The sequence below is a fragment of the Allostigmatella hybrida genome (assembly GCF_020103775.1).
GTDB classification, from domain to species: Bacteria; Myxococcota; Myxococcia; order Myxococcales; family Myxococcaceae; genus Hyalangium; species Hyalangium aurantiaca.
Window position 1 is genome coordinate 76,842 of record NZ_JAHXBH010000006.1, and the last position, 25,661, is coordinate 102,502.

The following is a 25,661-nucleotide window of genomic DNA, read 5'->3' on the forward strand; positions in this document are numbered from 1 at the left end:
TGGTTTTAGAAGCTCGCGTCGAGCTGGAGGCGGGCGACGTGGCGGGGCTCTCCGTCGGGACCGAAGATGTAGAAGTAGTCGCCCTGCACCTTGAAGGCATGGCCGTTCAGGTAGAGGTTGGCGCCTGCTCCGGCCTGCTTGCCTTGGGTCCGCACGAGCTGCACGAGCTGCGGGTCCGTGCCGTCCCGCGCGAAGAGCTGGTCCCAGCGCGCGGTCAGCTCCACCTTCGGGCTCACCAGGTAGCCGGCCTGCACGAAGTAGCCATGGCCGGAGCGGGTGGGCTCGCGCGTGACGGTGCCGTTGACGGTGCCCTCCACCGCGTCCGCGCTGGCCTTGCGCCACAGCCCCTCGGCGAGCACCGAGAGGCCGCGGTACTTGAACACCAGGTCCGCCGCCAGGTGCGTGTAGTCCACCGTGCCTGCGGTGAAGGCCGTGCCCAGGGTGCTGTTGCGGCGCGAGGTGTTGGCGTTGTAGGCGCCCGCGATGCCGAGGGCCAGCCGGGGCTTCGCCCCGCGCGTCAGGTCTCCTTCCTGGTCATCATCGAAGGTGCCGAAGGGCCGCAGCGTGAGCCGCAGCACGGCCAGCGGGCCCGCCTCGTACGCCCCGAACCGGTTGCGGCCATCGCCCCCGCCGATGAAGAGGTTGTAGCCGAGCCACTCGTTCAGCCCGAAGAGGTTGGTGGACGAGAACATCACGCCCACGTCCCGGTCGAGGTTCAGCTCCCGCACCGCCAACTGCCGGTCCACCATCTGCAGCGCGAACTCGCGGATGGTCCGGGCCCGGTCGAAGGGGACGAAGAACTGGCCCACCCGGATGTTCAAGTCCCTGTGCCGCGTGTAGTCCACGAAGGCATCGAAGATGGGGGAGCTGCTGCCCGTCTCGAAGTCATTGCCGCCGAAGGCCAGCTGGAGGGTGTAGCGCAGGTCCGGGGAGAGGACGTTGCCGTGCACGATGAGCCGGAGCGTCCGGATGTTGAGCTCGTTCGTGTCGCTCCGGTCGAAGTGCTGGAACGTGTCCCGGAACTGAATCCGCGCCCGGAGGCCGAAGGAGTACCGGTCCCCCGGGGCCTTCACCAGGATGCCCTTTCCGGGCTCCGCGGTGATGGTGGGCGCGGCACTGGCCGGAGGCGGGGGAGGCGGAGGGGAATCGGGGGCCTGGGCCCCGGCGGGGAGCGCGACTGCCAGGGACAGGGGGAGGAAGAGGACCCGGAGTGACTTCATCATGGCCTCGTCCAATATAACGGATGCCCAAGCGGCCAAACAAGCGCGGGCATCCGTTATAGCGGACAGGCCCCGGAAGGGCCCTTCCGTCCGGGTTACTGCATGGGCTGGACGAAGTCCGGCCCGAGGTCCCGTGCGGCCTGCTCGGGCAGGGGCGCGGACGTCACGCGGAGCAGCTCCGCCGGCGGGTTGGCCCCCTCCATGCCCAGGCTGGCGCGCGCCACGAAGCGGCGGCTCGCCGGCTCGAGCCGGTCGAGGATGGGCTGGGGCTTGAGGCCCAGCACCACCGCCAGCACCAGGAAGGGCACGGTGATGACCCACTCGCGCCCGTGCAGGTCCTTCAGGGCGTGGTTCTCCGGGTGGCGCACCGGCCCGAAGAGCACCTTCTGCACCAGCCACAGCATGTACGTGGCGCTGAGGATGACGCCCGTGGCCGCCAGCGCGCCCACCACCGGGCTCAGGTTGCTCTTGAAGGCGCCCAGCAGCACGAGGAACTCGCTGACGAAGCCGTTGGTGCCCGGCAGGCCGATGAGGCTGAAGGTGATGAGCACGAAGGCAAAGGCGAAGCGGGGCATCGTGCGGGCCAGCCCGCCGTAGTCCTGCACCTGCTTGCTGCCGCGCTGCTCCTGGAGGAAGCCCACCAGGAGGAAGATGGCCGCGGTGGACAGGCCCTGGTTGATCATGTGGTAGGCGCTGCCCGTGGCACCCTCCTCGGTCAGCGTCAGCATGCCCAGGAGGATGCTGCCCAGGTGGCTGATGGTCGCGTAGGCGAGGAACCGGCGGATGTCCCGCTGGGCCAAGCACATGAGCGCCCCGTACACGATGCTGATGACGGCCATGGCCGTGAGCACGCCCCGGAACTGCTGGGTGGCGTCCGGGAAGAGCGGGAAGCCGAAGCGCCAGAAGCCGAACGCGCCCAGCTTGATGGCCAGCAGCACGGAGGCCGCGCGGGGGGCCTCGGACTGCGTCTCGGCCAGCCACCGGTGCACCGGGAACAGGGCCGACTTCACCGCGAACGCCAGGGCGATGCCGCCGAAAATCCACGGGCCCCAGGTGCCCACCGTCTGGGCCAGCGGCGAGAGCGCGCCGCACTCGGCCACCGGCGTGCGGCACGCGGCCAGCTCCCGGTGCGCCTCCTGCAGCGTGTTGAAGACGCGGACATAGTCGAAGGTCCGCTGGCCCGCGGGCATCGCTACGCTGTAGATGGCCAGCAGCGACACCAGCATGAGCACGCTGCCGGCGAACGAGGCCAGGAAGTAGCGCGCGCTGGCCTTGTTGCGCATCGGCCCGCCCCACACGCCCACCAGCAGGCCCGTGGGCAGCAGCGCCGCCTCGAAGCAGATGTAGAAGAACAGCAGATCCAGCGACACCAGCGCGCCCATCGTCACGGCCTGCAGGAACAGGAGCGCCAGGTGGAACTCCTTCACCCGCTCGCGCACCGACGTCCAGCTGGCCAGCACCACCACGGGCCCCAGCAGCGCCACGAGCATCACCAGCGAGAGGGCGAGCCCATCCACGCCCACGTGGTAGGACAGCCCGCCCATGTCGAGCCAGCTCGCGCGGTACTCCAGCTGGAACTCCGGCCCCGTGGGCTCGAAGCGCGTCCAGGCCCAGAGGGCCACCGCCCCGTCCGCCAGGGCCGCCAGCAGGGCCAGCATCCGGATCGGCCCGGGCTCCTGGGCCGGGATGAACGCCAGAATCCCCGCGAAGAACAGCGGGAGGAAGACCACGAGGGACAGAAGATAGGGGTCGAGATTACTCATGGGATGGCGCCCCCGGCGTAGTGAGCCCGGGGACCTCGAACAACCGAAATCGCGAGAGGGGCCTCCTCGGCCCTGCTCCGGGGTTTAGTTGAGCCATTGGCTCGCACAAGAAAAACTCACACTGCCAGTTCATCGAAGCTCCGCGCCACCGGGTGAGGCCCGGGAATCACCGGGGGGCCCTCGCCCCGCACCAGGCACGCGGTGCGCAGGCCCGCGGCGGCGGCCGCGTCCAGCTCCTCCCGCACGTCCGAGAGGAAGAGGATGGACGGGGCGGGCAGGTCCAGCTCCCGGCGGATGGCCTCGTAGGCGGCCGCCTCCTTCTTGCCCCCGATGTGGGTGTCGAAGTGGCCCTGGAAGAGCGGGGTGAGGTCCCCGAAGGGTGTGTGGCGGAAGAGCGACACCTGCGCCTGCACCGAGCCCGAGGAGTAGACGTAGAGGCGCAAGCCCCGGGCGTGCCAGTCGCGCAGCCGGCGCGCGGCATCCTCGTACACGTGGCCCTGGAAGTCCCCGCGGCGGTAGCCCTCTTCCCACAGCAGGCCCTGCAGCGCCTTGAGCGGCCCGTACTTCCGGTCCTCCTGAATCCAGCGCAGCAGGACGTCCACGAGCGCCGCGTCGTCCCTCGCCCCGCCGTCCAGCTCCCGCGCCTCGTCGAGCAGGCGGCGCACCGGGGGCTGTGGGCCGTGGGTGAGGACGAACTCCCGCAGGTGGCGGGCCGAGTAGGGGAAGAGCACGTCCTTCACGAAGGACAGGCTCGAGGTGGTCCCTTCGATGTCGGTGACGATGGCCCGCACCACGGGGGAGCGCTCCATGGGGTTATTCGAGGCGCGGGAAGGACGAGGCGATGGCGCTGCCCGTCATCCGTGCCACCCAGCCTTCGGTGTTCGTGAAGAGGCGGATGGCGATGAAGTGGGGCGAGGGGCCCATGTCGAACCAGTGGGGTGTGCCGTCCGGAACGCTGATGAGGTCGCCCTTCTCGCACAGCACCATGAAGACGCGCCCCGCCTTGTGGATGCTGAAGAGGCCCTGGCCCTCGACGAAGAAGCGCACCTCGTCCTCGCTGTGCGTGTGCTCCTCGAGGAACTTCTTGCGGATGGCGGCCCGGTCCGGATGGTCCGGCACCATGCCCAGCACATCCACGGATTGGAGCCCCCGCTCCTTCATCAGCCGCTCCACGGAGTCCTGGTAGGCGGCCAGGATGTCCGCCTGGCTCGCCCCGGGGGGCAGGGGCTTGCTCGCCTCCCAGCGCTCGAAGCGGATGCCCACGGCCTCCAGCTCCCGGCGGATGGTGTCGAAGTCCCGGGTGTGAAGGAGGGGGTGGGACACATCCCCTTCGTCGAAGACCCTTAGCTCGCTCATCGTGTCAGCCTCCTCAGGTCCAACTCACACTCGAACAGAAACTCGAACGCTTCCACGTGGCGCCGCGCCTCCGCCACCGTGCGGCCCCAGGTGTAGAGGCCATGGCCCTCGATGAGGTAGCCGCACGTGGCCGGGTGCCCGCGCAGGAAGTCCTCGACCCGGGCGGCGAGCCGGGGAATGTCCTGGTCGTTGGGGAACACGGGCACCTCCACGCGCGCCGTGTGGCTGTCCACGCCCGGCAGGGCCTTCTGCACCTCGTAGCCTTCCAGCACCACCCCCTGAGGGCTCAGCCGGGACAGCAGGGTGGCCGGGCGCGAGTGGGTGTGCAGCACCGCCCCGAGCTGCGGCTCGCGCCGGTAGAGCAGGAGGTGCAACGCCGTCTCGGCCGAGGGCTTGCCGCCGGGGGGGAGCACCTGGCCCTCGGGCGTCACCACGAGAAAGCCCTCCGCGTCGAGCTCCCCCTTGTGGCGGCCCGAGGCGGTGAGGACCACGTGGTGCGCGTCCAGCCGCGCGGAGAAGTTGCCCGCGGTGGCGGGGACCCAGCCGCGCTCGAAAAAGAAGCGGCCCACCCGGATGAGTTCCTCGGTCCGAGCCCCGAGCGCTTCGGTGCGGAACATGACCGCGGAGTTTACGAGCGTGCGAGCGCCTTGTCTCCCGAATCGAAGGGCGCTTCGTTCTCGTTCACCGGAACGCCCGCCATGCGCAGCACCCGGAGCGCGTTGGTGGTGTCCACCACGCCCTGGCGCAGGGTGTAGTCGAACACCATCTTCCCGTCCTCCAGGTGGTCCCGGAAGTGGACGTTCACCACGTGGACGCCGGGCTCGTCGGCCAGCACCGCCAGCGACAAGTCGTGCGTCGTCACCGCGCCGCAGGCCCCCGTGCTCAGGAGCAGCCGCAGCACCTCGCGCGAGGCGATCTGCCGCTCGCGCGTGTTGGTGCCCAGCAGGATTTCATCCAGGAGGAACAGCACCTGCCCCTGGGCCTGCGCCGCCGCGTCCAGCACCGCCTTGATGCGCTGCACCTCGGCGTAGAAGTAGGACACGCCGCGCTCCAGTGAGTCCTTCACGCGCATGCTGGTGAGCACCTGGAGCGGGCTCAGGACGAACGCGCTCGCGCACACGGGGGCACCCGCGAGCGCGAGGACGGCATTGGCGCCCACCGCCCGCATCAGGGTGGTCTTCCCCGACATGTTGGAGCCGGTGATGAGCAGCGCGTGGCGGGGGCCGGGCAGGGACACGTCGTTGGGGACGGGGTTGTCCAGGAGCGGGTGGCCCAGCTTCCGGGCCTCCACGCGCGGGCCCTCGGGGGTGAGCGTGGGCCAGGTGAAGTCCGGCCGGTCGTGCGCGAAGCCCGCCAGGCACGAGAGCGCCTCCCACTCCGCGAGCGCCTCGAACCAGTGCCGCACCTGGGCGCCGTGCTTCTCGCGCCAAGTATCGAGGGGGAACAGGGCGTGGATGTCCCAGAGCGTGAGCAGGTGCACCACCGGGTGGAACTGGTGCCGCTTGAACTCCACGAACGAGTACAGCCGGCTGAAGCGCTGGAAGTGGGTGGAGACGGGCGCCTCGCCCGGCCGCTGGAGCCCCGCCTGGAGCCGCTGGAGCAAGGGGTGCTGGACTTTCTGCCCCTCGATGCGGGCGAAGAGCGGCGCATAGCGCGCGAAGCCGTGCTCCCCCGCCGACAGCCGCTCCTCCATCTGCCGCAGGGCGCCCCGGGTGGCCAGCACCACGCCAAGCTGCACGAAGAGCCCCACCCACCAGGACCACCCGGGCACGAGGTGGAGCTGCCCGAGCACGTAGAGCGTCAGGGTGATGGGAGGGAGCACCAGCGCCAGCGGCCGGGCCCAGCGGATGGACTGGAGCATGGGGCCGGACTCGGCCCACTGGATGAACAGCCGCGGGTTCGCCTTCTCCCGGGACACCAGGCGCGCCTCCACGCACAGGTCCTGCCGGAAGCCCACCTCTGGCGCCAGCTCCTGGGCCGCCCCCTGCCGCTCCACCACCGTGGGGGCGGTGGCCGGGGTGGACAGCCAGGAGGCGAGCCGCTCTTCCCCGGCCCGGGTCGCCGTTTCGTTCAAGAGCTGGAAGAGGCTGGCCTGCCCGAAGACATCCAGGTCCGGTGTGTACAGGTGTGAGGAGGACAGGAAGCGATCCCCCCGCTCGGTGAACTCGCGCCAGGCACCGCTCAGCCGCGCCAGCCCGCGCTCATTCAACGTGACGTACAACCGCTCCCGGGCCTCCTTGCGGAAGACCGCGTTGTGCAGCACGGCCCACACCGCATAGAGGACCACCGCCCCAGCCACCGCCCACCAGTAGTCCCGCGGGAGCCGCCCGAAGCCGGCCAACCCCGCGACGAGGGCCGCCGCCAGGAAGGTGAGGCCCCGCAGGTTGGCGTAGCGCGCGTTGAGCCGGTCCAGGGCCGCGAGTCTCGCTTGGGCGGCGGCGCGGAGCCCGGTGTACGTGCGGTGGGGAGAAGACTCGGCTGGAACGGTCATAGGGCCCGGGGGCGAGTGGCGGGGCGGAGGATAGCGGCGTGCCGGACGGGGTGGGGAAAGGAATGCCGGGGCGTGAAATGCACAACGGGCCCGACCGCACCCAGTGCGATCGAGCCCGTCAGTGTTCGGTGTGCTCGGGTCGAAAGCGGCTTACTTCTCCTTGCCGGCGATCTTCCGCAGGGCCTTCTGGTCGCGCACGCAGAGGATGCGGCCGACGTTGCCCAGCACGCCATCGCGCTTCATCTCGTTGATGAGCGTGGACACGAAGGAGCGCGAGGCGCCCACCAGGTCCGCCAGGTCCTGCTGGGTGATGCCGCGCAGGTCCGTCTCGCCGCCGTGCGGGCAGCGCTCACCGTGCGCCTCGACGAGCGTCAGCAGGGTGTCGGCCAGGCGCGCCGGCACTTCCTTGAAGGTCAGGCCCAGCACGCGCTTGCGCAGCGCACGCACGCGCTCGGCGTAGGCGCGCACCACATCCAGCGCCAGGGCCGGGCGGGCCTCCAACTGCGCGCGGAAGTCACGGCCCTCGATGCTCCACACCTCGGCCTCGCCGGAGGCGATCGCCATCTCCTCGATGGTGGTGCCCTCGGGGCGGAACACCTCGCCGAAGATCTCGCCAGGGCGCAGGATGCTCACCACCGAGCGGGTGCCGTTCTTGCCCACGCGCATCAGGCGCACGCGGCCGGACTTGAGCAGGTACACGCGGTCGGTGGTGTCCCCATAGCGGTAGATGACCGAGTTGTGGGGGAAGGACTCGACCTTGAAGTAGCCCTTGAAGTCGATCGATTCCTGGCCGGGAACGATCTTGTTGGCCGTCACCATCATTCCGGAGCTGGTCGTCTGCAGGGGGGCGACAACGTTGGAACCGATGGGGCCGAGGGGGCGGTTGAAGCCGTGCATGGATTGGACTCCTGGGGAGCGGAAGGTTGGCTGAATCCCGAGCAACGAACGCAGGACCCCATCTCCAAGGATTGTGCCAAAGGGGAATGAAATGCTCCGGGGGAAACAAACCCAAGAATGCTGGGAACTTAGCGCTCCGGTGCGTTGCCCCTTCCCTCGCTCTGTCCAGAATGTGAAACGGAACGTTCAAACAGTCTGATCAACGTGAACGAAACGTTCAATTCTGGGGAGCCCTTGTTCCACGCCCGACAATGTCCGGAGGATGACGGGTCTGAAAATTGACACTATCCCTGTCCACCCAAGGACGAGGGAATTGGCTGGGAGAGCGCGTATTTCTGGAGTTTGCGCTCGAGCGTCGGGCGGCTGATTCCCAGAATCTGGCACGTTTTGCCCTTGTGCCCCTTGGTGACGGCCATGGCGCGCTGGATGAGAACGCGTTCGGCTTCTTCCAAAGTGGGAATCTGGCTGGCGTCATCCACGGCCGGGGCGGCGAACAGGGGCCCGGTGGCGGGGAGCGGCCGGCCAGGCTCCTGGGGCCCGGGCTCCAGGGCCGGCAAGTCTTCACCCAGCAACACCTCGCCCGGGGCGAGCACCACGGCGCGGGTGAGCACGTTCTCCAACTCGCGCACGTTGCCGCGCCACGGCAGCCGTGTCAGGTGCTCCAGCACCTCCGGGGGGACCCGGAGCACGCGCTTGTGCACCTTCTCGTTGATGCGCTCCAGCAGGTGGTGCACCAGCAGGGGGATGTCCTCGCGGCGCTCGCGCAGCGGGGGAATCCGCAGGGTGATGACCTTGAGGCGCTGGTAGAGGTCCTCGCGGAAGCGGCCCGAGGCCACCTCCTCGGAGAGGGTGCGGTGGGTGGCGGCGATGACGCGCGCTCGCAGCTTGATGCGTTTGACGCCGCCCACGCGCTCGAACTCCCGCTCCTGGAGCACGCGCAGCAGCTTGGCCTGGAGCATCAGCGACATGTCGCCGATCTCGTCCAGGAAGACGGTGCCGTCCTCGGCCAGCTCGAACTTGCCCTGCTTGGTGGTGGTGGCGCCGGTGAACGAGCCCTTCTCGTGGCCGAACAGCTCGCTCTCCAGGAGCGTGTCCACGATGGCCGAGCAGTTGATGCCGATGAAGGGCTTGGCCTCGTCATAGGAGTAGTTGTGGATGACGCGGGCGAAGAGCTCCTTGCCCGTGCCGCTCTCGCCATTGATGAGCACCGTGGCGGTGCTGCTGGTGACCTTGCCGATCTCCTTCACCAGCTGCTGCATCAGCGGGCTGGTGCCGACGATGTCCCCCAGCCGCGCCGCCGCGTTCTCCACGTTCACGGACGCGGCGCGCCGCGACAGCTGCCGGTACTCCAGCGCCCGGTCCACCACCAGATCCAGCGCGGCCGGGTCCGGGAAGGGCTTGTGGATGTAGTCGAACGCCCCGGCCTTCATGGCCCGGATCGTCGTCTCCATGTCGTGGTGCGCGGTGACGAGGATGATGCGCGCGTCCCCGCACAGCGTCTTCATTTCCTCGATGATTTCCAGGCCGCTGCGGTCCGGCAGCATCATGTCCAGGATGACCACGCTGGGCATGGCGTCCTGGGCCGCCTTGAGCCCCATGGCGGCGCTGGTGGCCGTCACCACGTTGTAACGCGGTGCGCCATCCTGGAGGATCTCCTCGAAGTGCATCTGGAGGTTCTCCAGGAGCCCCACGTCGTCATCGATGATGAGAAGGGTCTCCATGGGGCTCACTCACGAGGCGAAGGTGAGTGTGAACACCATGCCCGGCTCGGCGCTTCCCTCGGCGGACACGGAGCCACCCTGGTTGAGCATGACGCGCCGGAGCGCGGCCAGGGAGAGGCCTGCCCCATGGGCCAGCCGGGAGCCAAAGGGCTCGAACAGGGTGGCCTGCTCCTCCGGGGGCAAGGCCGCCACGGGGTCCTTCAGCACGAGCTGCGCCTGGCCGGTGGGCGCGGCGCGCAGGTACACCTGGAGCGGGGAGCCCTCGGGCTGGCCCATGGCGATGTTGAGCATCAGCTGGGCCAGCACGGGCCGCAGCCGCACGGTGTCCACCCGGGCCCGGGGCAGCTCGGGCGCTTCCTCGATCTGAAGCTCGATGCGGCGCTCGGCCAGCTCCGGGGCCACCATGGCCTGGGCCTCCTGGAGCACCGAGCGCAGGGGGTGGGAGTCCAGGTTGGGCACGCTGTCGCGGCCGTACTCGGACAGCATCCAGAGCATCCGCTCCATGGTGCGGATCTCCCGGTTGGCGATGGTCAGCCGGCGCTTGTCCCGGTCCGACAGGCCCGTGTTCCGCTGGAGCGTCTGCACCGCCATCTTCACGGAGCTCAGGGGGTTGCGGATTTCATGGCTGAGCGAGGAGGAGAGGCCCGAAATCTGGACGGGCGGGGCGCCGACGAGCAGGGCGTTCAGGTCCAGGATGGCGGCCGCGGGGGCCCCCTCGTGCAGGCCGAGCACCAGCCGCAGCGAGACGGGCTCTCCGGTGCCGAACTGGGCGGAAAGAAACTCCACGGCGCGGCGGTTCTCCTGGGCCAAAGCGTCCAGGTCCCGCGCCCGCTCCGGTGAGATGCCGAGGGCCGTATGCAGGGGCGCATCCAGCAGCTCCGCCGCGGGCCGGCGGAGGATGGAGGGGCTGTCCCCTTCGACATGGGTCACCCGCATGCCAGGGGACCAGGCGAGCTGCACGGCTTGCAGGAGCAGAGGGTTCATGGGTCAGGGCGGGACCATAACGATTCCGGATTCATGCTGTCCCCCTTCATGGAGCCGGAGGGGGGCTGGAACATCTTGTTTCGTGCTTTCCGCCTTCGCAACGCCCCGAAGTTCCACGCTTTTCCCCGGCATCCTCCCGATGACGGATGGATCTGTAGGAATAAGCCCTCTACTGTCCGCACACCCTCACAGCAATCCAACCCCCAGGAGTTCTCCATGAAGGCGATGACCCGTAAGCAGTTCCGCAAGGCCCGTGGCCAGGGCATGACCGAGTACATCATCATCGTCGCCCTGATCGCCATTGCGGCCATCGGCGTCATCACCCTGTTCGGCGACAACGTCCGCAAGCTGTTCGGCGCCTCGGCCAGCGCGCTCGCCGGCAATGACTCGGTGGATCCGGGCACGCAGGAGACCCGCCAGGAGCTCCACAACAAGAACATCAAGAACTTCGCCCAGGAGAACGCCTACTAAGGCGTTTTGCCTCAGCGTGTGATGGAAAGAGCGGCTCCTTCGGGAGGCCGCTCTTTTCATTTGTCGAGGCCGAGCACCGTGCCCTCGCGCACGGCGGCCTCGGGGACGGAGGCGGTTCCGCCGCCCCCCTCGCACGTCACCTGGTAGGGCGCCGCGGCGCGGATGTCCGAGGCGGCGGGGTCCCCCTCGGTGGGATAGGCCACGCGCAGCGAGAAGGCCCCCTGGGCATCGGCGGTGGTCTGAGGGGTGTAGTGCAGAGGCGTTCCCCGGGGCGTCGTCAGCTCCAGGCGCGCGGACACCGGGGCTCCGGGAGCACAGCGTCCCTGGAGCACCGCCCCCGGGACGTGCTCGAAGAGGCGGGCGTAGGGCTGGCCGGGCTTGCCCGGGCGGGACTCCTCCGACTCGTGGATGAGCCGGAAGTGGGCGCTCGCGGGCCTGGGGCCCTGGGCCATTCCCGCGTGCTCCAGCAGCCAGTCGTGCACGGTGTCGCGCGGCGGCACCTTCAGCTTCCCCAGGAAGTACTCGATGGGGATGAGCAGCACGTACCGCGCGGAGAGGGCCTGGGCCTGCGCGGAGGCGGTCTCGTCGTCCGGGGCGCTGAGCACCTCGGTGGCCGCGAGGTTGGCCTGGACGTGCTCGGGCACCTGGGAGAAGGGGGTGGCCACCGCGGGGCGCTCGGCCCACAGGGCCAGCAAGTGGCCCAGGTTGAAGTAGGCCACCACGCCGTAGGCCGGGGGCACCTGCGTGTCCCAGGCGGGAGAGGGCGCCGGGGTGTGCGTCCGCATCCAGGCGAGGGTGGAGCGGATGAGGCCCTCGTCCGTGGGGGCGGCAGCGCGCCGCGCGGGAAGGACGGAGGTCAGAAAGGACAGCCCTACCAGCCCGAGCAACGCGTAGGACACGTGGCGGATGCGCGGGGTGGCCTGGCGCAGCGCCCAGCCCAGCCCGGCGGAGGTGAGCAGGGCGCCGCTGCCCAGGAGCGGCTGGGTGAAGCGGGCCTGCAGCAGCGAGGCCCCGATGAGGGGCAGGGTTGCCGCCACAAGGGTGGCGATCAGGACGTCGCGCTCGCGCCAGGCCCGGACGGCGGCGACCCCCAGGCCCAGGGGCAGCAGCAGGCACAGCGCGCCCAGGAGCTGACGGGCGAAGGTCCGGTCCCTCCAGAGCGGGATGGATTCCGAGACGATGGTGAGGAGGGGATCCTGGTGCGCGAGGTGGCCGAAGGCGCGGGAGACCTCCGGGGCGAGGGGCAGGGCGCACAGGACCGCGAGGAGGAGGAGCAGGGGCCAGCGCCGGCGGTGCTCCAGGAAGGCGGCCACACCGGCCCCCGCGCTGAACAGGCCCAGGCCGAAGAGGGGCTGGAAGAGGGAGATGTCGTAGTAGGCCAGGGAGGAGAGGGTGCCAAACCAGGCCACCGCCATCCCCTGGGCCAGCGCGAGCCCCACCCCGGCGGCCAGGCCCACGCGGCTGGCGGCGGCCCCGGGAGTGTTCCGGACGAGCAGGGCCGCCAGGGGAATGGCGACGGCCATGCCGGGCACCAGCGTGAAGCTCGTGGTGGTGAACATCCGTCCGAGCCCCAGCGCCAGGCCCGCGGCGGCCCCCATCCAGGGCGAGCCCTGGGCGAGGGCCCGGCCCAGCAGGAGCGCGGCGAGGGCAGACAGGGTCAGCTCGTGGACGTGGTGATCCGCGCTGCCCAGCGCCCCGGAAGCGACGGCCGCGGGTACCAGGGCCATCAACGCGAGCGCGCCCAGCGCGACCCCTCCGCCGAGCCATCGCCGGGCCAGGAGCGTGAGCAGCCCCAGCTCCACGAGGGCCAGCCCAGGACCCACCCAGGCCGCGGCCCGCTCGGGATCCGCCGGGCCGAGGGCGAGGAACAGCGCCACCAGCCAGGTGTGCAGCGGCGGCCAGATGATGAAGGCCCCGCTCGGAAAGCTGATGTAGGGATCGAACCGGTGGAAGAAGGGGAAGGCGTGCTGCTGCAGGAGCGCGTAGCGGACGTAGTAGTACGAGTCCGTGGGGACCAGCTCCACGCCCCCCTCCAGGAAGACCTGGCGCCAGTTCGCCACCCGCGCGAGGAAGGCCAGCGCGAGCAGGGCCGCCCACCCGGCCCAGAAGGCCACGGTGGATCGGGAAGGGGGCCGGAGGCGAAGGCGCATGAAGGCCTGGAGCTTAGCGCCCGCCAGGAAACGGAAGGGGAAGAGAGACGGCCCCGGCGAGAATGGAAGGTGGCCGGAAGGGTGGGCTCGGGCCATAGTAGAGGGCCATGGAAGGCCGTCTTCTGCTCAAGAACTGCGCCGTGTTCCGTGCGGACGGACGGGTCCGGACGGGCATGGCCCTGCTCATCGAAGAGGGCCGCATCCGCCGCGTGGCGCCCGACGACGAGATTCCCGTCCTGCCCGGTGACTGGGAAGTGGCCTGCCGGGGCCGGTTGGTGGCCCCCGGGCTGGTGGACTGCCACACGCACCTCGTCGGCGGCCAGCTCCTGCCCCCCTCGGGCAACTTCCTGCTGAGCTCGCCCCACACCCGCCTGGAGCGGCGCCGGCATGTGGCCTCGCTGCTGACGCCGGGCGAGGTGGAGGCCCTGTCCCGCTTCGCCATCGCCCGGGCGCTGCGCGACGGCATCACCCTGGCCGTGGAGCACCTGGAGGCCCCCGCGGATGTGGCGGGAGCCCTGGAGGCCCAGGCCTCCGCGGCGGCCCAGCTCGGCCTCCGGTTGGTGTCGGGCCACCTCACCCACAACCTCCAGGGCGAGGCCTCCGCCGCGCAGTGGCTCGAGGCCAACGCGGACTTCGCGCGCCGCCGCCGGGAGCACCCGCTGGTGCGGGGGGCGGTGGGCTTCCTGTCCTCGCACACCTGTGACGATGCGCTCCTGCTCCGCATCCGTGACGTGGCCGAGGCCTCGGGGGCGCCCCTGCTCTTCCACCTCGCCGAGGGGCAGGAGGACCTTGCCCTGACGTATGCGCGGCACGGCAAGCGCGTGGTGCCCCGGCTGGAGGAGCTGGGGCTGCTGGGCGCCCGCTCCATCGCCGCGCACGCGCGCACCATCGACACCTCGGAGTCCGAGCGGCTCGTGGCCACCCAGACCTTCGTGGCCATCAGCCCCCGCTCCTACTTCACCAGTGAGCGCACCGGCGAGTCCCTGGAGACGGTGCTCCTGCGCCAGCACCTGGTGGGCCTGGGGACCAGTGGCCATGGCACCCTCTGGGACGAGGCCCTGGCCGCGTTCATGACGCTGCTGCGCATCTCCCGCGCGGGCCGCCTGCCGGATCCCGACAGCGCGCTGGCGCAGTGCCTGGTGAGCGGGCCGGCCGAGCTGTGCACCCGCCTGTTCAACCTGCCCTCGGGGAACCTGGAGGAGGGCTTCCTCGCGGACCTGGTGGTCTACGACTACGTGCCCGCGGCGGATCCCGAGACGGGCTACTCGCCGAACCTGGTGGGACAACTGGCCCGCTCGAGCGTGGCGTGGACCATCGTCAACGGCCGCGTCACCGTGCGCGAGGGGCAACTGCTCGGCACCGACTTCGTGGAGCTGTCCCGGGAGGCCACCTCCGCGCTCTCCAGCGTGTGGACGCGCGCCCGGCTCTCTTCGTGATGAGCACCTCCCTCACCGAACGGCTCCGCGAAGCCCGGGCGCGGCGGGGCGCGCTGCTGTCAGACGCCCGCACCACCGCGTTCCGGTGGGTGAATGGCGCGCCGGACGGTGTGCCCGACGTCACCGTGGACACCTTCGCGGGGCTGCCCGTGGTCAGCCTGTACCGGGACTTCTCCCCCGAGGAGGAGCAGGCCCTGCTTGATGCGGCCTGGGAGGCGTGGGCGCCCCGGAGCCTCTACCTCAAGCGCCGCCCCCGGGAGGCGCGCGTGCTGGCCAACGTGGCCCGCGACGTGGTGGCCCCCGAAGCGCCCGCGCGGGGCGAGCCCGTGGAGTCCCTGGAGGCGCTGGAGAACGGCTTGCGCTTCCGCATCCGTCCGGCGCAGGGGCTCTCGGTGGGGCTGTACCTGGACATGCGGGAGACGCGGGCGTGGCTGCACGGCGAGGTGAAGGGGCTCACCGTGCTCAACCTCTTCTCCTACACCTGTGCCTTCGGCGTGGTGGCCACCGCGGGCGGGGCGAAGCGGGTGCTCAACATCGACAGCAGCCGGCGGGTGCTGGACTGGGGCGAGGAGAACGCGCGCCTCAACGGCCAGCCGGTGGACCGGTACGACTACGTCGCCGGGGACGTCTTCGACTGGCTCGGGCGCCTGGCGAAGAAGGGCGAGACATTCGATGTCGTCATCTCGGATCCGCCCTCGTTCTCCACCACGCGCAGCACGCGCTTCTCGGCGGCGCGGGACTACCCGCTGCTGGCCGAGGCCGCCGCGCGCGTGGTGGCCCCCGGAGGCCGGTTGGTGGCGTGCTGCAACCTGGCGCCCCTGACGCCTCGCCGCTTCGAGGCCCTGGTGATGGAGGGCACCGCCCGGGCGGGCCGCACCGCGCGCCCCGTGGCCGCGTTGGGCCCCTCGGCTGTCGACTTTCCGTCATCTCCGGAGGCCCCCGCGGGGCTCAAGGTCCAGGTGCTCCAGCTGCGTTAGTCACGGTGCTGTCACACGGTTATCGGCTATCGTGCGGGGCCGATGTCCACCGGCGCCTCGCGAGATACCAGCCGTTTCGGCAAGTACCAGCTCATCGACCGCATCGCGGTGGGGGGGATGGCGGAGATCTTCCTGGCGCACCAGGTGGATGGAGAGGGGCTGGAGACGCCCGTCGTCATCAAGCGCATCCGCCCGCACCTGTCCAAGCACGCCAGCTTCGTGAAGATGTTCCTCAACGAGGCCCGGCTCGCCGCGCAGCTCAACCACCCCAACATCGTGCAGATCCACGACCTGGGGAAGATCGGCGAGAGCTACTTCATCGCCATGGAGTACATCTTCGGCCGGGACATGCGGCGCATCATCCCCAAGGCCGAGGCGCTGGGCATCCCGTTCCCCATGGTCTACGCGCTGAAGATCGCCTCGGACGTGTGCGCGGGGCTGCACTACGCGCACCGGAAGGTGGACCTCTACGGCAACCCGCTGAACATCGTCCACCGGGACGTGACGCCCGAGAACATCTTCGTGGCCTTCGACGGCATGGTGAAGGTGCTGGATTTCGGCATCGCCAAGGCCACCAATCAGGTGGAGGAGACGCGCTCCGGAGAGCTCAAGGGCAAGATCAGCTACATGAGCCCCGAGCAGTGCCAGGGCAAGGTGGTGGACTGCCGCAGCGACATCTTCTCGGTGGGGGTGGCGCTGTACGAGTGGCTCACCGGCTTCAAGCTCTTCACGGGCGAGTCCGAGGTGGCGGTGATGCGCAGCATCACCGAGGGGAAGATTTACGCCCCGTCCTACTTCAAGGCGGACATTCCCGAGCCCGTCGAGGCCATTCTGATGAAGGCGCTCGAGAAGGACCGGGATCGCCGCTACCAGACGGCCGCGGAGATGCGCGCGGCCATCGACGCCTTCCTCAACGCCTACGAGTTCACCCCCACCCAGCTCCACCTCTCCAACTTCCTGCGCCAGCTCTTCCTGGACGAGATGCAGGCGGAGCAGGGGAGGCTGGTGCAGCAGACCTCCGGGCTGGAGGAGGTGCTGGAGCTGGAGGAGGCGAAGTCGGATCCCTCCACCCTGCCTCCCGTTGCGCTGGTTTCGGCGCCGCCCCCCGCGCCCGCGGCGCCTCCCGTGCTGCGCGAGAAGCGCAACCTCTCCGAGCGGCTCCTGAGCGTTCCACTGCCCACGGAGCAGCTCGCCGCGCTGGAGGCGGTGGCCCAGCGCAACGGCGTCTCCGTGAACAAGATGGTGGCGGAGCTCCTCGCGGCCTGGTTGAAGTACCGCTAGGCCCTTGCCGCGTCCGTCCCCATGCCTCGCCTGAAACTGACGATCGAATACGACGGCTCCCGGTACGTGGGGTGGCAGGTGCAGCGCAACGGCCGCTCCGTCCAGGCGGAGCTGGGCGACGCGCTGGGCAAGCTGCTCGGGGCCCCCGTGGAGGTGGTGGCCGCGGGGCGGACCGACTCTGGGGTGCACGCCACGGGACAGGTGGTGTGCTTCGACACCGAGCGCCAGCTGCCGCTCAAGGCGTACCACCGGGGGCTCAACGGCCTGCTGCCCGAGGACATCGCGGTGGTCCGGGCCGAAGAGGTGGCCGCGGAGTTCGATCCCCGGCGCTGGTCCCGGGGCAAGCGCTACCGCTACCGGGTGAGCAACCTGCCGTCCCGCTCGCCGCTGCGCCGCCACACCCACTGGGAAATCTACGCCCCGCTCCAGGTGGAGGCCATGGCCCGCGCCGCCACGGCCCTGCTCGGGCGGCATGACTACTCTGCCTTCCGGGCCTCGGACTGCCAGGCGGCGCATGCCGTGCGGGAGGTGCGCCGGTTGAGCGTGGAGGGCACCGCCGGGGATGCGGTGGCCTTTGTCGTGGAGGGCACCGCCTTCCTCAAGCACATGGTGCGCAACCTCGTGGGCACCCTGGTGGAGGTGGGCAAGGGCCGCCGGCCCGAGGCCTGGGTGGCCGAGGTGCTCGCCTCGAAGGACCGCACCCGGGCGGGGCCCACCGCCCCGCCGCACGGCCTGGTCATGGAGGAGGTCTTCTATGGAGACGGTCCGCCTCCTCGCCAGGCGGGGGACGCAGCGGACATTTTCGACGGCGGCGACTGAGGCCGCTCCCGGGGGCTTGCGGTAGGCTCTCGCGGCGTGAGCCCCACCCCCGGAATGCTTGAGCCCCTGCGAGTCCGTATCCGCCGCTTCCAGTTCATCCTGGGGCTCGGCTTCCTGTCGTTGATGGCCGGCTCCATGGTGAGCGTCTCCCTGGCCTACCGGTTGAGCACGCGCATCGAGGATCTGCCCGGAGAGCTGCCCCGCCTGCTCATCGGCATCGCCCTGCAGAACCTGTGGGTGCTCGCGGCCCTGCCCCTGCTGGCGTATGGCGCCGCGCGCATTCTGGAGCTGAAGCCCCTGAGCACCGCCCTGGGGGCCGCGCTCTCCGGGGAGTTCTTCGTGCTCTCGCTCGACTTCGTGCGCGATGGCCTGGAGGGGCTGTGGGACGGGTGGGTGGGCGCAGTGCTGCGTCTGCTCGCCTTCGCCCTGGGGGTGTTCCTGAGCTACCGGGCGGTGGTGAGTGGACGCGCGGCCTCGGCGCGGACCGCTGCGGCGGCCCAGGCGCGCGCGGAGGCCCAGAAGGCTGAATACGCGGAGTTCCTGCGCGAAGCGGAGAAGGCGGGCGAGCGCTCCGAAGCCCCGCGTGAGCCCCCCGGGGAGGCCACTCCGCCTCCCCCTGAGCGCTGAGCGCCCTCCGCCTGCTTACGGGCGCGGCGTCTGGGCGCCCAGAATCTCGCGGACTTGCTGCGCCAGGGCCGCGTTCGTCGCGATGGAGTTGCCACCGAACGCGGTGCGCTTTCCCGTCCAGTCGGTGAAGAGGCCGCCTGCCTCCTCGATGATGGGCTGCAGCGCCGCCGCGTCCCAGGGGGACATGATCTCATCCACCATCACCTCGGCGCGGCCCGTCGCGACGAGGAGGTAGCCGTAGCAGTCGCCCCAGGTGCGGGCCATCGCCGAGCGGGCCGCGAGCGCACGCCACCGCTCGCCCCGGTCCGGATGCACCTGGAAGCGCTCGTCCGTGCACAGCACCACCGCCTGGGACAGGTCGGCGAGCTCGGACACCCGCACGGGCTTGTCGTTCCAGAAGCAGCCCTGGCCGGGCGCGGCCGCAAGCAGCTCCCCCACCGGGGGAAAGTAGGCGGCGCCCGCGAGGATGCGATCCCCCTCTGCGACCGCCACCAGGGTGCCCCAGAGCGGGACGCCCCGGATGAAGGTCTTCGTCCCGTCGATGGGGTCCAGGATCCACCGGCGGCGGGCCCCGGGCCGCGTCTCGCCGAACTCCTCGCCGAGGATGCCGTCCTCGGGGAAGTGGGCTTCGATCCAGTCGCGCGCGGTCTTCTCGGCGGTCCGGTCGGCTACCGTCACGGGGGTGCCGTCCTTCTTGATGTCCACCGTGACGCCGCGGCGGAAGAACTCGAGCGCCACGTCTCCCGACTTGCGCGCGACCTCCGCGGCGGCCTGTAGCAATCCTGGGGCTTCCGTCGTCATGCACCACTCCTGGGGCGGGTGTTGCTGGCGGAGGGGGCTTATAGCCCGAACACCCCCTCCGCGGCCTCAGGAGTTGTCTGCTGCTCGCCGTGCAGTGAACGTCAGCAGGGGTAGCACGCGGCTTGCCGCAGGGCAGTGTCCTCGGGCAGCCCCAGGGCCACGTTGAGGTTCTGCACCGCCTGGCCCGCCATGCCCTTCACCAGGTTGTCCAGCGCCACCATCGCCGCCACGGTGCGGCCCCGCGTGGCTACCGCGATGTCGACGAAGTTGCTGCCCACCACGGAGGCCAGGCGCGGGCTGCCCTCCACCACCCGGATGAACGGCGAGCCGGTGTAGTAGTTGCGGTACTGCGTGGTGAGGGACGCGGTGCTCACACCGCCCGCGGTCTCCGGCCACTCGAACTGCACGGTGGCGAAGATGCCGCGCACCAGCGGTGCCGAGTGCGGCACGAAGGTGAGCCGGTGGCGCGAGGCCTTGTGCGCCACGAGCATCACGTCGATCTCCGCCTCCTGCTGGTGCTCCAGCGGCCGGTAGGCGCGGAAGTCGTGCGCGCGCGTGGGGTGGTGCGTCACATCGACGGGGATCGCCCCGGAGCCCGAGGAGCCCGTGACGGCCGTGGCGGCGATGAGGCCCAGGCCCGGCGTGGCGGCCACCGGCAAGAGCGCGAGCTGCACGGCGGTGGCGAAGCACCCCGGGTTGGAGATGCGGCGGGCCCCCTTGAGCTTGTCGCGGCGCCACTCGGTGAGCCCGTAGACGAAGCGCTCCAGCAGCTCCGGCGTGGGGTGGGGGCGGCCATGCGTGGCGGCGTAGCGCCCCGCGTGATCCAACCGGAAGTCCGGCGACAGATCGATGAGGATCATCCGGTCGGCGAGCCCCAGCTCGGCCCACTTCTTCTCCAGGGCGGGGAGCTGACGCGCCAGCTCCTCGTCCTCCAGGCAGGAGAACACCACCGGCTGCGGCGAGTCCGTGAGCCACTTCCAGTCCGGCTCGGCCTCGAAGTGGCCGTCCATGAGGCTGCGCAGGTGCGGGTGCACCTTCCAGAGCAGGGTGTCCGCGTGCGGCTTGGACACCGCACGGATGCCCGCAACGGACGGGTGCCCGGCCAGCAGCCGCAGCAACTCGCCCCCCCCGAAACCCGATGCTCCCAGGATATAGGCGTGAACCCGACTCATGCGCTCCTCCGACCGGTACCAAGCTGGGGCGTGAGCCGCTCCAGGATGAGATTGCCCAGGCCCGCCGCATCCGCGCGGGCATTGCGGGCGGGCACGCCCACTTCGCGCTCGACGAAGCGGATGCCCACCCCGTTGTCGGTGGCGGGACCGGCCACCACGTCCACGGTGATGCCGTACGTCTCCTTCAGGTGACGCACGCCGCCGGAGGCTCCCACCGGATCATTGGCGCAGAGCATGAAGGAGCTGCCCAGGCCGCGCAGGCCCGGGTCGGCGAGGATCGACTGCACGCCGTACTCGCCCATGATGCCGTCGCCCGTCTCCGCGACGATGACGTCCACCTCGGCGGCCGCCAGCTCGGAGAGGATGATGCGGGAGACCTGGGAGGCGGTCCGGGGGCTGGTGCACACGGTGCCCGCGTCGGTGAAGTCCATCACCACCTCGGCGCCCGAGTCGCGCATGCTCAGCGTGTCGCGCATGAGCGACACGCCCGTGAGCTTGGCGCCGCCCACGCGGTAGCCCGCCTGGGAGAGCCGGCGCACCAGCGCGCACGCGGCGTACGTCTTGCCCGCGTTCATGCAGGTGCCCACCACGTACACCACCGGGACCGTCACCGGCTTCTCCGAGCCGCGGAGCGCGCCGGCGCGGATGTGGGCCGGCTGACCCGTGCGGGACTGGAACTCGGGGAACACGAGCACCTGGCCGAGCACCTCCGCCTCGAACGGGGTGCCCACGCCGGGGTTGTGCGAGGTGCACTGGCCGATGACGCCGCCCATGTTGAGCACGTGCAGCCGCTGGCCGGCCTCCACCTTCTCGGGCACCACGCCCTCGTAGCCGTGCAGCGCGTTGCGGTGGCCGAGCGCCCCCACGACGATGTCCCCGCCGTGCAGCGTCACCAGCCGCCCGTGCACGTCCTCGAGCTGGTTGTAGACGGACTTCTCGCCGTGGATGCGCGCGGCGATGACCGCGCCCTCCACCGCCTGGATATCGGTGGTGAGGCTCACGGTCCGGCCCAGCCGCAGGTTGCGGGTGACGCTGCCCACCTTGTCGACGTGTACCTTCATGATTTCACCTTGAGGGCCAGGGTTTGTGCCACGCCATACACCTTGGCGAAGCCTGCGGCTTCGGCGCCCGTCCACATGTGGTTGGCCTCGCCGTAGCTGGCCACCTTGGCGTCCATGAGCGAGTAGGGCGAGCGCACGCCTTCCACCAACAGCGCGCGCGGCTGGAGCGTCAGCCGCACTTCACCCGTGACGCGCTCCTGCGAGGAGGTGAGGAAGGCCTCCAGGTCTCTGGCCAGCGGATCGAAGAAGTGCCCCTCGTGCAGCAGCGTGCCGTAGAGGTTGCCCAGCGTCTCCTTCCAGAAGAGCTGCTTGCCGGAGAGCACCAGCTTCTCCAGCTCCCGGTGCGCGGTGATGAGCATCACCGCCGCGGGCGCCTCGAAGCCCACGCGCCCCTTGATGCCCAGGATGGTGTCGCCCAGGTGCACGCCGCGCCCCACGCCGTAGGGCTGCCCCACGGTGTTCAGCTCGGCGATGATCTCCACGGGGGACAGCGCCTTGCCGTCCAGCGACACCGGCCGGCCCTTGTCGAAGCCCACCACCAGCGTGCGGGGCGCCAGGTCGCTGGGCACCACGCCGCCCGGGTAGGCGGCCTCCGGCAGCGCGCTCCAGGAGTCGTGTGTCTCCTTGCCGCCCACGGAGGTGCCCCACATGCCCTCGTTGACGGAGTAGGCCGCCGTCTTGGCGGGCATGGAGAAGCCGCGCTCGGCCAGGTAGGCCATCTCCTGGGCCCGGCTCAGGGACAGGTCGCGGATGGGGGTGATGAGGTCCAGGTCCGGCGCCAGGGCGCGGAAGGCCACATCGAAGCGGATCTGATCATTGCCGGCTCCGGTGGAGCCGTGGGCCAGGGCCTGGCCGCCCACCTGGCGCGCCATGCGCACCACCTCGGTGGCCTGGCAGACGCGCTCGGCGGAGACGCTCAGGGGGTAGGCCTGGCCGCGCAGCACGTTGCCGGCGAGCAGGTGGCGCAGGTAGTCATCGAAGAGCAGCGCGCGGCCATCCACGGTGTGGTGGGCCACGGCGCCCAGGCGCGCCGACTGCTCGGGCATGCGCTTCAGGGCGTCGGCCGAGAAGCCGCCAGTGTCCACGGTGACGGTGGTGACGGCGTGGCCCTGCTCGCGCAGGTAGACGACGCAGAAGGAGGTGTCCAGACCGCCGGAGAAGGCCAGCACCACGGGTTTCTTGCTCATGAGATTTCGATTCCTTCGAGGGTCAGGGGTGCCAGATGCGCTCGGCACAACCGGCGAGCGCACGGTGGGTGTCGGTGAGCCAGGCGCGCGAGGCGTCCAGCTCGGCGCGGGCCTGCTCCAGGCCCAGGTTGCCGGCGCCGCCCAGGTGGGTGGCGGTCAGCGCGGCCCGGTCCGGCTGGAAGGTGCCGCCGGCGAGCTGCTGGGCCACCTCGCGGTAGGCATCCCGGAACGGCAGGCCGCGCCCGGCGAGCGTGAAGGCATGGTGGGCCGCGTACAGCGTGTCGTCGCACGCCCGGGCCGCCGCCTCGGCGCGGATCTGCAGCGCGGGCACCAGGCGCGTGGAGACCTCCAGCAGCTCGCGCAGGGAGGTGAGGGCCGTGAGGGTGGGGCGCTTGAGCAGCTGGAAGTCGCGGTGGTAGCTGGAGGGCAGGCCGCTGGAGATCTCCTCCACCTGACGGGCCATGCCGCGCAGCTCCCGGCACCGGCCCCGCGCCAGCTCCACCACGTCCGGGTTCTTCTTCTGCGGCATGATGGACGAGCCGGTGGTGAAGGCGTCCGGCAGCGCCAGGAAGCCAAACTCCTCGGTGGTGAAGAGCGCCAAGTCCCACAGCCACTTCTCCAGGCCTCCCGCGATGGAGCACCCCCACGAGAGCGCCGCCGTCTCGAGACGCCCTCGGCTGTTCTGGACATCGATGGGGCTGCGTTGCACGCGGGAGAAACCGAGCAGCGAGGCGACATACTCCCGGTCGATGGGCAGCGGCACGCCGAAGCCGGCGGCGGCGCCCAGGGGGCAGCGGTCCACGCGCGCCCACAGGCCCTTCAGGGCCTCCAGCTCCTCCAGCAGCGCCTCGGCGAAGGCGGCCCCCCACAGCCCGAACGTGCTGGGCATGGCCCGCCGCATGTGCGTGTAGCCGGGCATCGGCTTGTCCGCGTGCGCCTGGGCGAAGTCCAGGAACGCTCCGGCCAGCTCCGCCGTGCGCGCGCCGAGCACCAGCACCTCCTCGCGCAGGAGCAGCCGCAGGGCGAGCTGCACCTGATCATTGCGCGAGCGGCCCAGGTGAATGCGCCGGCCGGGCTCGCCCACGCGCTCGACGAGGGCGGCCTCCAGGGCGGTGTGTCCGTCCTCCTGCTCGGGGCGGATGGTGAACGCGCCCACCCGCGCCTCGTCGTGGAGCGCGCGCAGGGCCGTCACCAGGGCGCGCATGTCCGCCTCGGACAGGAGCCCCACGCGCGCCAGCATCCGGGCATGGGCGGCGCTGCCGAGCGCGTCGTGAGGGGCGAGCGCCAGGTCCACCTGCGGGTCATCCCCGACGGTGAAGCCATGGATGATGGTGTCCAGCGCGAGGCCCTTGGCCCACAGCGTCTCTTCAGCCACCTGCCACCTCCTCGAAGTAGCCGCGGATGAGCTTCTGGTAGAAGGAAACCCCCGCCTCCAGCTCCACCAGGGCGAGGTGTTCATCGGGGCGGTGGGAGCGCAGCGTGTCGCCCGGGCCCACCTTCACGGCGGGCAGGCTGCCCAGGAACGCCCAGTCGGAGGTGGTGCTGGAGCCCACGGGGGCCTCGCCCGAGGCCGCCAGGGCCGCGCGGACGATGGGCTCGCCCGGCGCGGTCCCCTTGGGGAGGTAGCGCGCGGAGTGCACCGTCACCTCGCTCTTCAGCGTCCGGCCAATCTGCAGGGCGATGGCCGCATGGTCCATGCCGGGCGTGGTGCGCAGGTCCACGAAGAACTCGCACCGGTCGGGGACCTGGTTGCGCGCCAGGCCTCCTTGAATCTGCGTGACTTGCGCGCGGGCCTCACCCAGCAGCGGGTGGGGCAGGAAGCGCAGCTCCGCCAGGGCGGCGATGTCCCGCGCCGCCACGTGGATGGCGTTCTCCGTCTGGGTGGTGTGCGCGTGCGCCACGTGCCCGGAGGTGCCGTGGGCCACGCAGCGCAAGAGCAGCATGCCGCGCTGGGCCGTGCAGGGCTTCAGCCCCGTGGGCTCGCCCACCACGGCGGCGTCCAGCGGGCCCAGCTCGCCCAGCAGCGGGCCCAGGCCCTTGCCCCCGGTCTCCTCCTCGGCGGTGAACGCGAAGATCACCTCGCCCTTGCCGTCCAGGGACTGGGGAGAGGCCAGCAGCTCCCGGGCCGCGAGCAGCATCGCCGTCACGCAGCCCTTGGCGTCGTTGCTCCCCAGGCCATAGAGGCGCCCCTCGCGCCACAGCGGCTGCAGGGGCTCCAGCGTCCACCCGCTGCACGGGGGCACGGTGTCCAGGTGCGAGTTGACGAGCAGCCGCCGCGGGCCCTGGCCCACGGAGAACCACACGTTGTGGCCCTGGCGCTGCACGCGCGCACCCCAGCCCTCGGCCCACGAGGCCACCTTGTCCGCGATCGCCGCCTCGTTTCCCGAGACGCTGGGGGTGGCCACGAGGGCTTCGAGCAGGGCGGCTGGCGTCACGTGGACCCTCCAGCGCCACGCGCGGGAGGCTCGCGGACCACCATCGTGCCGCTGCCCTCGTTGGTGAAGACCTCCTCCAGGAGCGCATCCGGCAGGGTGCCGCTCACCAGGTGCACGCTGCCGACGCCGCCCTCCAGGGCGTGACGGATGGCGTGGGCCTTGGGCTTGAGGCTGCCGGAGAGCTGGCCTTCCTTCTCCAGCCCCACCAGCTCCTGCAGCGAGGCCAGGGGGATGATGGAGTTGGGGTTGGACGCGTCGCGCAGCAGGCCCGGCGTGGTGAGCAGGAAGAAGAGCTTCTCGGCGCCCAGCGCCACCGCGAGCAGGGCCGCCACCGTGTCCGCGCTGGCGTTGTGCACGGCGCCCGTCGGGTCGCCCGCGAGGGGCGCCACCACGGGCACGTACTCGCCCGAGCGCAGGTGCTGGAGCAGGCGCGTGTCCACCGACTCGATGTCACCGCTCGTGCCGGCATGCACCGGCCGGGCCTTGAGCAGGCCCGCGTCCACGCCGCTCAGGCCCACGCACGGCACGCCCGCGGCCTGAAGGTCCGTGAGCAGGTCCGTGCGCAGCCGGCCGGTGATGGGCGAGCCCGTGTCGAACGGGGTGTCCAGCTCGGGGCTCGAGCTGTGCACCACCACGGGCTGGATGGAGAAGGCCCACAGGAGGCCGATCTGGTCGCAGGCCGCCCGGCGCAGCTTCGGATCCCCGATGACGGGGCCGTCGAGCAGCACCACGAAGGTCTTCCGGCGGAACTGCCGGACGTAGCGGGCGGCGGAGCGCAGCGCGGAGTAGGGATCGGGAGAGAAGGGCATGGC

At 70.7% G+C, this 25,661-nt stretch carries 23 protein-coding genes; 6 read left to right on the plus strand and 17 right to left on the minus strand.

Features of this window, described 5'->3' with window-relative positions:
* Positions 1-5: 5 nt before the first annotated feature.
* From KY661_RS12855 to KY661_RS12895, 9 genes are all read right to left on the minus strand, one after another.
* A complete protein-coding gene (locus KY661_RS12855) occupies positions 6-1,223 on the minus strand; it encodes a porin (RefSeq protein ID WP_225410491.1) in 1,218 nt (405 codons plus the stop codon).
* A gap of 92 nt (positions 1,224-1,315) precedes the next feature.
* Entirely contained in the window at positions 1,316-2,983 is a 1,668-nt protein-coding gene (locus KY661_RS12860) for a complex I subunit 4 family protein (protein WP_225410492.1), read from the minus strand.
* Between the two features lie 116 nt (positions 2,984-3,099).
* Complete coding sequence (gene mtnC / locus KY661_RS12865) at positions 3,100-3,792, minus strand: acireductone synthase (protein ID WP_225410493.1); 693 nt, start codon at positions 3,790-3,792, stop codon at positions 3,100-3,102.
* A gap of 4 nt (positions 3,793-3,796) precedes the next feature.
* Positions 3,797-4,339 (minus strand): 1,2-dihydroxy-3-keto-5-methylthiopentene dioxygenase, encoded by a 543-nt coding sequence (locus tag KY661_RS12870; protein ID WP_225410494.1) that lies wholly within the window; start codon positions 4,337-4,339, stop codon positions 3,797-3,799.
* A complete protein-coding gene (locus KY661_RS12875) occupies positions 4,336-4,956 on the minus strand; it encodes a methylthioribulose 1-phosphate dehydratase (protein WP_075007225.1) in 621 nt (206 codons plus the stop codon). The genes KY661_RS12870 and KY661_RS12875 overlap by 4 nt, the downstream gene beginning before the upstream one ends.
* An 11-nt stretch (positions 4,957-4,967) precedes the next feature.
* The gene (locus KY661_RS12880; RefSeq protein WP_225410495.1) at positions 4,968-6,830 is read right to left on the minus strand and encodes a MutS-related protein; all 1,863 of its coding nucleotides are present in this window, start codon (positions 6,828-6,830) and stop codon (positions 4,968-4,970) included.
* Between the two features lie 150 nt (positions 6,831-6,980).
* On the minus strand, positions 6,981-7,727 hold the full coding sequence (mrpC, locus tag KY661_RS12885; protein WP_002613653.1) for a Crp/Fnr family transcriptional regulator MrpC: 747 nt from the start codon (positions 7,725-7,727) through the stop codon (positions 6,981-6,983).
* A 284-nt stretch (positions 7,728-8,011) separates the two neighbouring features.
* A complete protein-coding gene (locus tag KY661_RS12890) occupies positions 8,012-9,448 on the minus strand; it encodes a sigma-54-dependent transcriptional regulator (RefSeq protein ID WP_075007223.1) in 1,437 nt (478 codons plus the stop codon).
* A 9-nt stretch (positions 9,449-9,457) separates the two neighbouring features.
* Positions 9,458-10,432, minus strand: a complete 975-nt coding sequence (locus KY661_RS12895) for a sensor histidine kinase (RefSeq protein WP_225410496.1) — start codon at positions 10,430-10,432, stop codon at positions 9,458-9,460.
* 216 nt (positions 10,433-10,648) lie between these two features.
* On the opposite strand from KY661_RS12895, the gene KY661_RS12900 reads away from it, so the two are divergent.
* A complete protein-coding gene (locus KY661_RS12900) occupies positions 10,649-10,903 on the plus strand; it encodes a hypothetical protein (RefSeq protein WP_075007221.1) in 255 nt (84 codons plus the stop codon).
* A gap of 56 nt (positions 10,904-10,959) precedes the next feature.
* Here the strand turns inward: KY661_RS12900 and KY661_RS12905 are convergent, their stop codons facing one another.
* Positions 10,960-13,053, minus strand: coding sequence for an STT3 domain-containing protein (locus KY661_RS12905; protein WP_225410497.1), 2,094 nt, complete (start codon positions 13,051-13,053; stop codon positions 10,960-10,962).
* Between the two features lie 107 nt (positions 13,054-13,160).
* Here KY661_RS12905 and KY661_RS12910 point away from each other — a divergent pair, with 107 nt between their 5' ends.
* From KY661_RS12910 to KY661_RS12930, 5 genes are read left to right on the plus strand one after another with little or no spacing between them, the layout of a single operon-like run.
* Entirely contained in the window at positions 13,161-14,489 is a 1,329-nt protein-coding gene (locus KY661_RS12910) for an amidohydrolase family protein (RefSeq protein ID WP_075007218.1), read from the plus strand.
* The gene (locus KY661_RS12915) at positions 14,489-15,466 is read left to right on the plus strand and encodes a class I SAM-dependent rRNA methyltransferase (protein ID WP_225410498.1); all 978 of its coding nucleotides are present in this window, start codon (positions 14,489-14,491) and stop codon (positions 15,464-15,466) included. Before KY661_RS12910 ends, KY661_RS12915 begins: the two co-directional genes overlap by 1 nt.
* Positions 15,467-15,508: 42 nt before the next feature.
* Positions 15,509-16,747 carry a serine/threonine protein kinase gene (locus KY661_RS12920; RefSeq protein ID WP_225410499.1) on the plus strand — a complete coding sequence of 413 codons (1,239 nt, stop codon included), beginning with the start codon at positions 15,509-15,511 and terminating at the stop codon, positions 16,745-16,747.
* 21 nt (positions 16,748-16,768) lie between these two features.
* Positions 16,769-17,566 (plus strand): tRNA pseudouridine(38-40) synthase TruA, encoded by a 798-nt coding sequence (truA, locus tag KY661_RS12925; protein WP_075007216.1) that lies wholly within the window; start codon positions 16,769-16,771, stop codon positions 17,564-17,566.
* A 54-nt stretch (positions 17,567-17,620) separates the two neighbouring features.
* Positions 17,621-18,193, plus strand: a complete 573-nt coding sequence (locus KY661_RS12930) for a hypothetical protein (RefSeq protein WP_225410500.1) — start codon at positions 17,621-17,623, stop codon at positions 18,191-18,193.
* Positions 18,194-18,208: 15 nt separating this feature from the next.
* On the opposite strand, the gene hisN is transcribed toward KY661_RS12930, so the two are convergent.
* The 7 genes from hisN to KY661_RS12965 all read right to left on the minus strand — a co-directional run bounded on the left by hisN (position 18,209) and on the right by KY661_RS12965 (position 25,658).
* Entirely contained in the window at positions 18,209-18,994 is a 786-nt protein-coding gene (gene hisN, locus KY661_RS12935; protein ID WP_075007214.1) for a histidinol-phosphatase, read from the minus strand.
* A 101-nt stretch (positions 18,995-19,095) separates the two neighbouring features.
* Positions 19,096-20,166: an N-acetyl-gamma-glutamyl-phosphate reductase gene (argC, locus tag KY661_RS12940; protein WP_075007213.1), complete on the minus strand. Its 1,071-nt coding sequence runs from the start codon at positions 20,164-20,166 to the stop codon at positions 19,096-19,098.
* Positions 20,163-21,227 carry a P-loop NTPase family protein gene (locus tag KY661_RS12945; protein WP_075007212.1) on the minus strand — a complete coding sequence of 355 codons (1,065 nt, stop codon included), beginning with the start codon at positions 21,225-21,227 and terminating at the stop codon, positions 20,163-20,165. The genes argC and KY661_RS12945 overlap by 4 nt, the downstream gene beginning before the upstream one ends.
* Positions 21,224-22,414 (minus strand): argininosuccinate synthase, encoded by a 1,191-nt coding sequence (gene argG / locus KY661_RS12950; protein WP_225410501.1) that lies wholly within the window; start codon positions 22,412-22,414, stop codon positions 21,224-21,226. Before argG ends, KY661_RS12945 begins: the two co-directional genes overlap by 4 nt.
* Before the next feature lie 22 nt (positions 22,415-22,436).
* A complete protein-coding gene (gene argH / locus KY661_RS12955) occupies positions 22,437-23,789 on the minus strand; it encodes an argininosuccinate lyase (protein WP_225410502.1) in 1,353 nt (450 codons plus the stop codon).
* Positions 23,782-24,849 carry a M20/M25/M40 family metallo-hydrolase gene (locus KY661_RS12960; protein ID WP_225410503.1) on the minus strand — a complete coding sequence of 356 codons (1,068 nt, stop codon included), beginning with the start codon at positions 24,847-24,849 and terminating at the stop codon, positions 23,782-23,784. The genes argH and KY661_RS12960 overlap by 8 nt, the downstream gene beginning before the upstream one ends.
* Positions 24,846-25,658 carry an amino acid kinase family protein gene (locus tag KY661_RS12965; RefSeq protein WP_225410504.1) on the minus strand — a complete coding sequence of 271 codons (813 nt, stop codon included), beginning with the start codon at positions 25,656-25,658 and terminating at the stop codon, positions 24,846-24,848. Before KY661_RS12965 ends, KY661_RS12960 begins: the two co-directional genes overlap by 4 nt.
* Positions 25,659-25,661: the final 3 nt, after the last annotated feature.

Bases quoted from the DNA above. Each gene is read 5' to 3' on its own strand.
- KY661_RS12855 (WP_225410491.1), bottom strand. From the start codon at position 1,223: ATGATGAAGTCACTCCGGGTCCTCTTCCTCCCCCTGTCCCTGGCAGTC.
- KY661_RS12860 (WP_225410492.1), bottom strand. From the start codon at position 2,983: ATGAGTAATCTCGACCCCTATCTTCTGTCCCTCGTGGTCTTCCTCCCG.
- mtnC (WP_225410493.1), bottom strand. From the start codon at position 3,792: ATGGAGCGCTCCCCCGTGGTGCGGGCCATCGTCACCGACATCGAAGGG.
- KY661_RS12870 (WP_225410494.1), bottom strand. From the start codon at position 4,339: ATGAGCGAGCTAAGGGTCTTCGACGAAGGGGATGTGTCCCACCCCCTC.
- KY661_RS12875 (WP_075007225.1), bottom strand. From the start codon at position 4,956: ATGTTCCGCACCGAAGCGCTCGGGGCTCGGACCGAGGAACTCATCCGG.
- KY661_RS12880 (WP_225410495.1), bottom strand. From the start codon at position 6,830: ATGACCGTTCCAGCCGAGTCTTCTCCCCACCGCACGTACACCGGGCTC.
- mrpC (WP_002613653.1), bottom strand. From the start codon at position 7,727: ATGCACGGCTTCAACCGCCCCCTCGGCCCCATCGGTTCCAACGTTGTC.
- KY661_RS12890 (WP_075007223.1), bottom strand. From the start codon at position 9,448: ATGGAGACCCTTCTCATCATCGATGACGACGTGGGGCTCCTGGAGAAC.
- KY661_RS12895 (WP_225410496.1), bottom strand. From the start codon at position 10,432: ATGAACCCTCTGCTCCTGCAAGCCGTGCAGCTCGCCTGGTCCCCTGGC.
- KY661_RS12900 (WP_075007221.1), top strand. From the start codon at position 10,649: ATGAAGGCGATGACCCGTAAGCAGTTCCGCAAGGCCCGTGGCCAGGGC.
- KY661_RS12905 (WP_225410497.1), bottom strand. From the start codon at position 13,053: ATGCGCCTTCGCCTCCGGCCCCCTTCCCGATCCACCGTGGCCTTCTGG.
- KY661_RS12910 (WP_075007218.1), top strand. From the start codon at position 13,161: ATGGAAGGCCGTCTTCTGCTCAAGAACTGCGCCGTGTTCCGTGCGGAC.
- KY661_RS12915 (WP_225410498.1), top strand. From the start codon at position 14,489: ATGAGCACCTCCCTCACCGAACGGCTCCGCGAAGCCCGGGCGCGGCGG.
- KY661_RS12920 (WP_225410499.1), top strand. From the start codon at position 15,509: ATGTCCACCGGCGCCTCGCGAGATACCAGCCGTTTCGGCAAGTACCAG.
- truA (WP_075007216.1), top strand. From the start codon at position 16,769: ATGCCTCGCCTGAAACTGACGATCGAATACGACGGCTCCCGGTACGTG.
- KY661_RS12930 (WP_225410500.1), top strand. From the start codon at position 17,621: ATGCTTGAGCCCCTGCGAGTCCGTATCCGCCGCTTCCAGTTCATCCTG.
- hisN (WP_075007214.1), bottom strand. From the start codon at position 18,994: ATGACGACGGAAGCCCCAGGATTGCTACAGGCCGCCGCGGAGGTCGCG.
- argC (WP_075007213.1), bottom strand. From the start codon at position 20,166: ATGAGTCGGGTTCACGCCTATATCCTGGGAGCATCGGGTTTCGGGGGG.
- KY661_RS12945 (WP_075007212.1), bottom strand. From the start codon at position 21,227: ATGAAGGTACACGTCGACAAGGTGGGCAGCGTCACCCGCAACCTGCGG.
- argG (WP_225410501.1), bottom strand. From the start codon at position 22,414: ATGAGCAAGAAACCCGTGGTGCTGGCCTTCTCCGGCGGTCTGGACACC.
- KY661_RS12965 (WP_225410504.1), bottom strand. From the start codon at position 25,658: ATGCCCTTCTCTCCCGATCCCTACTCCGCGCTGCGCTCCGCCGCCCGC.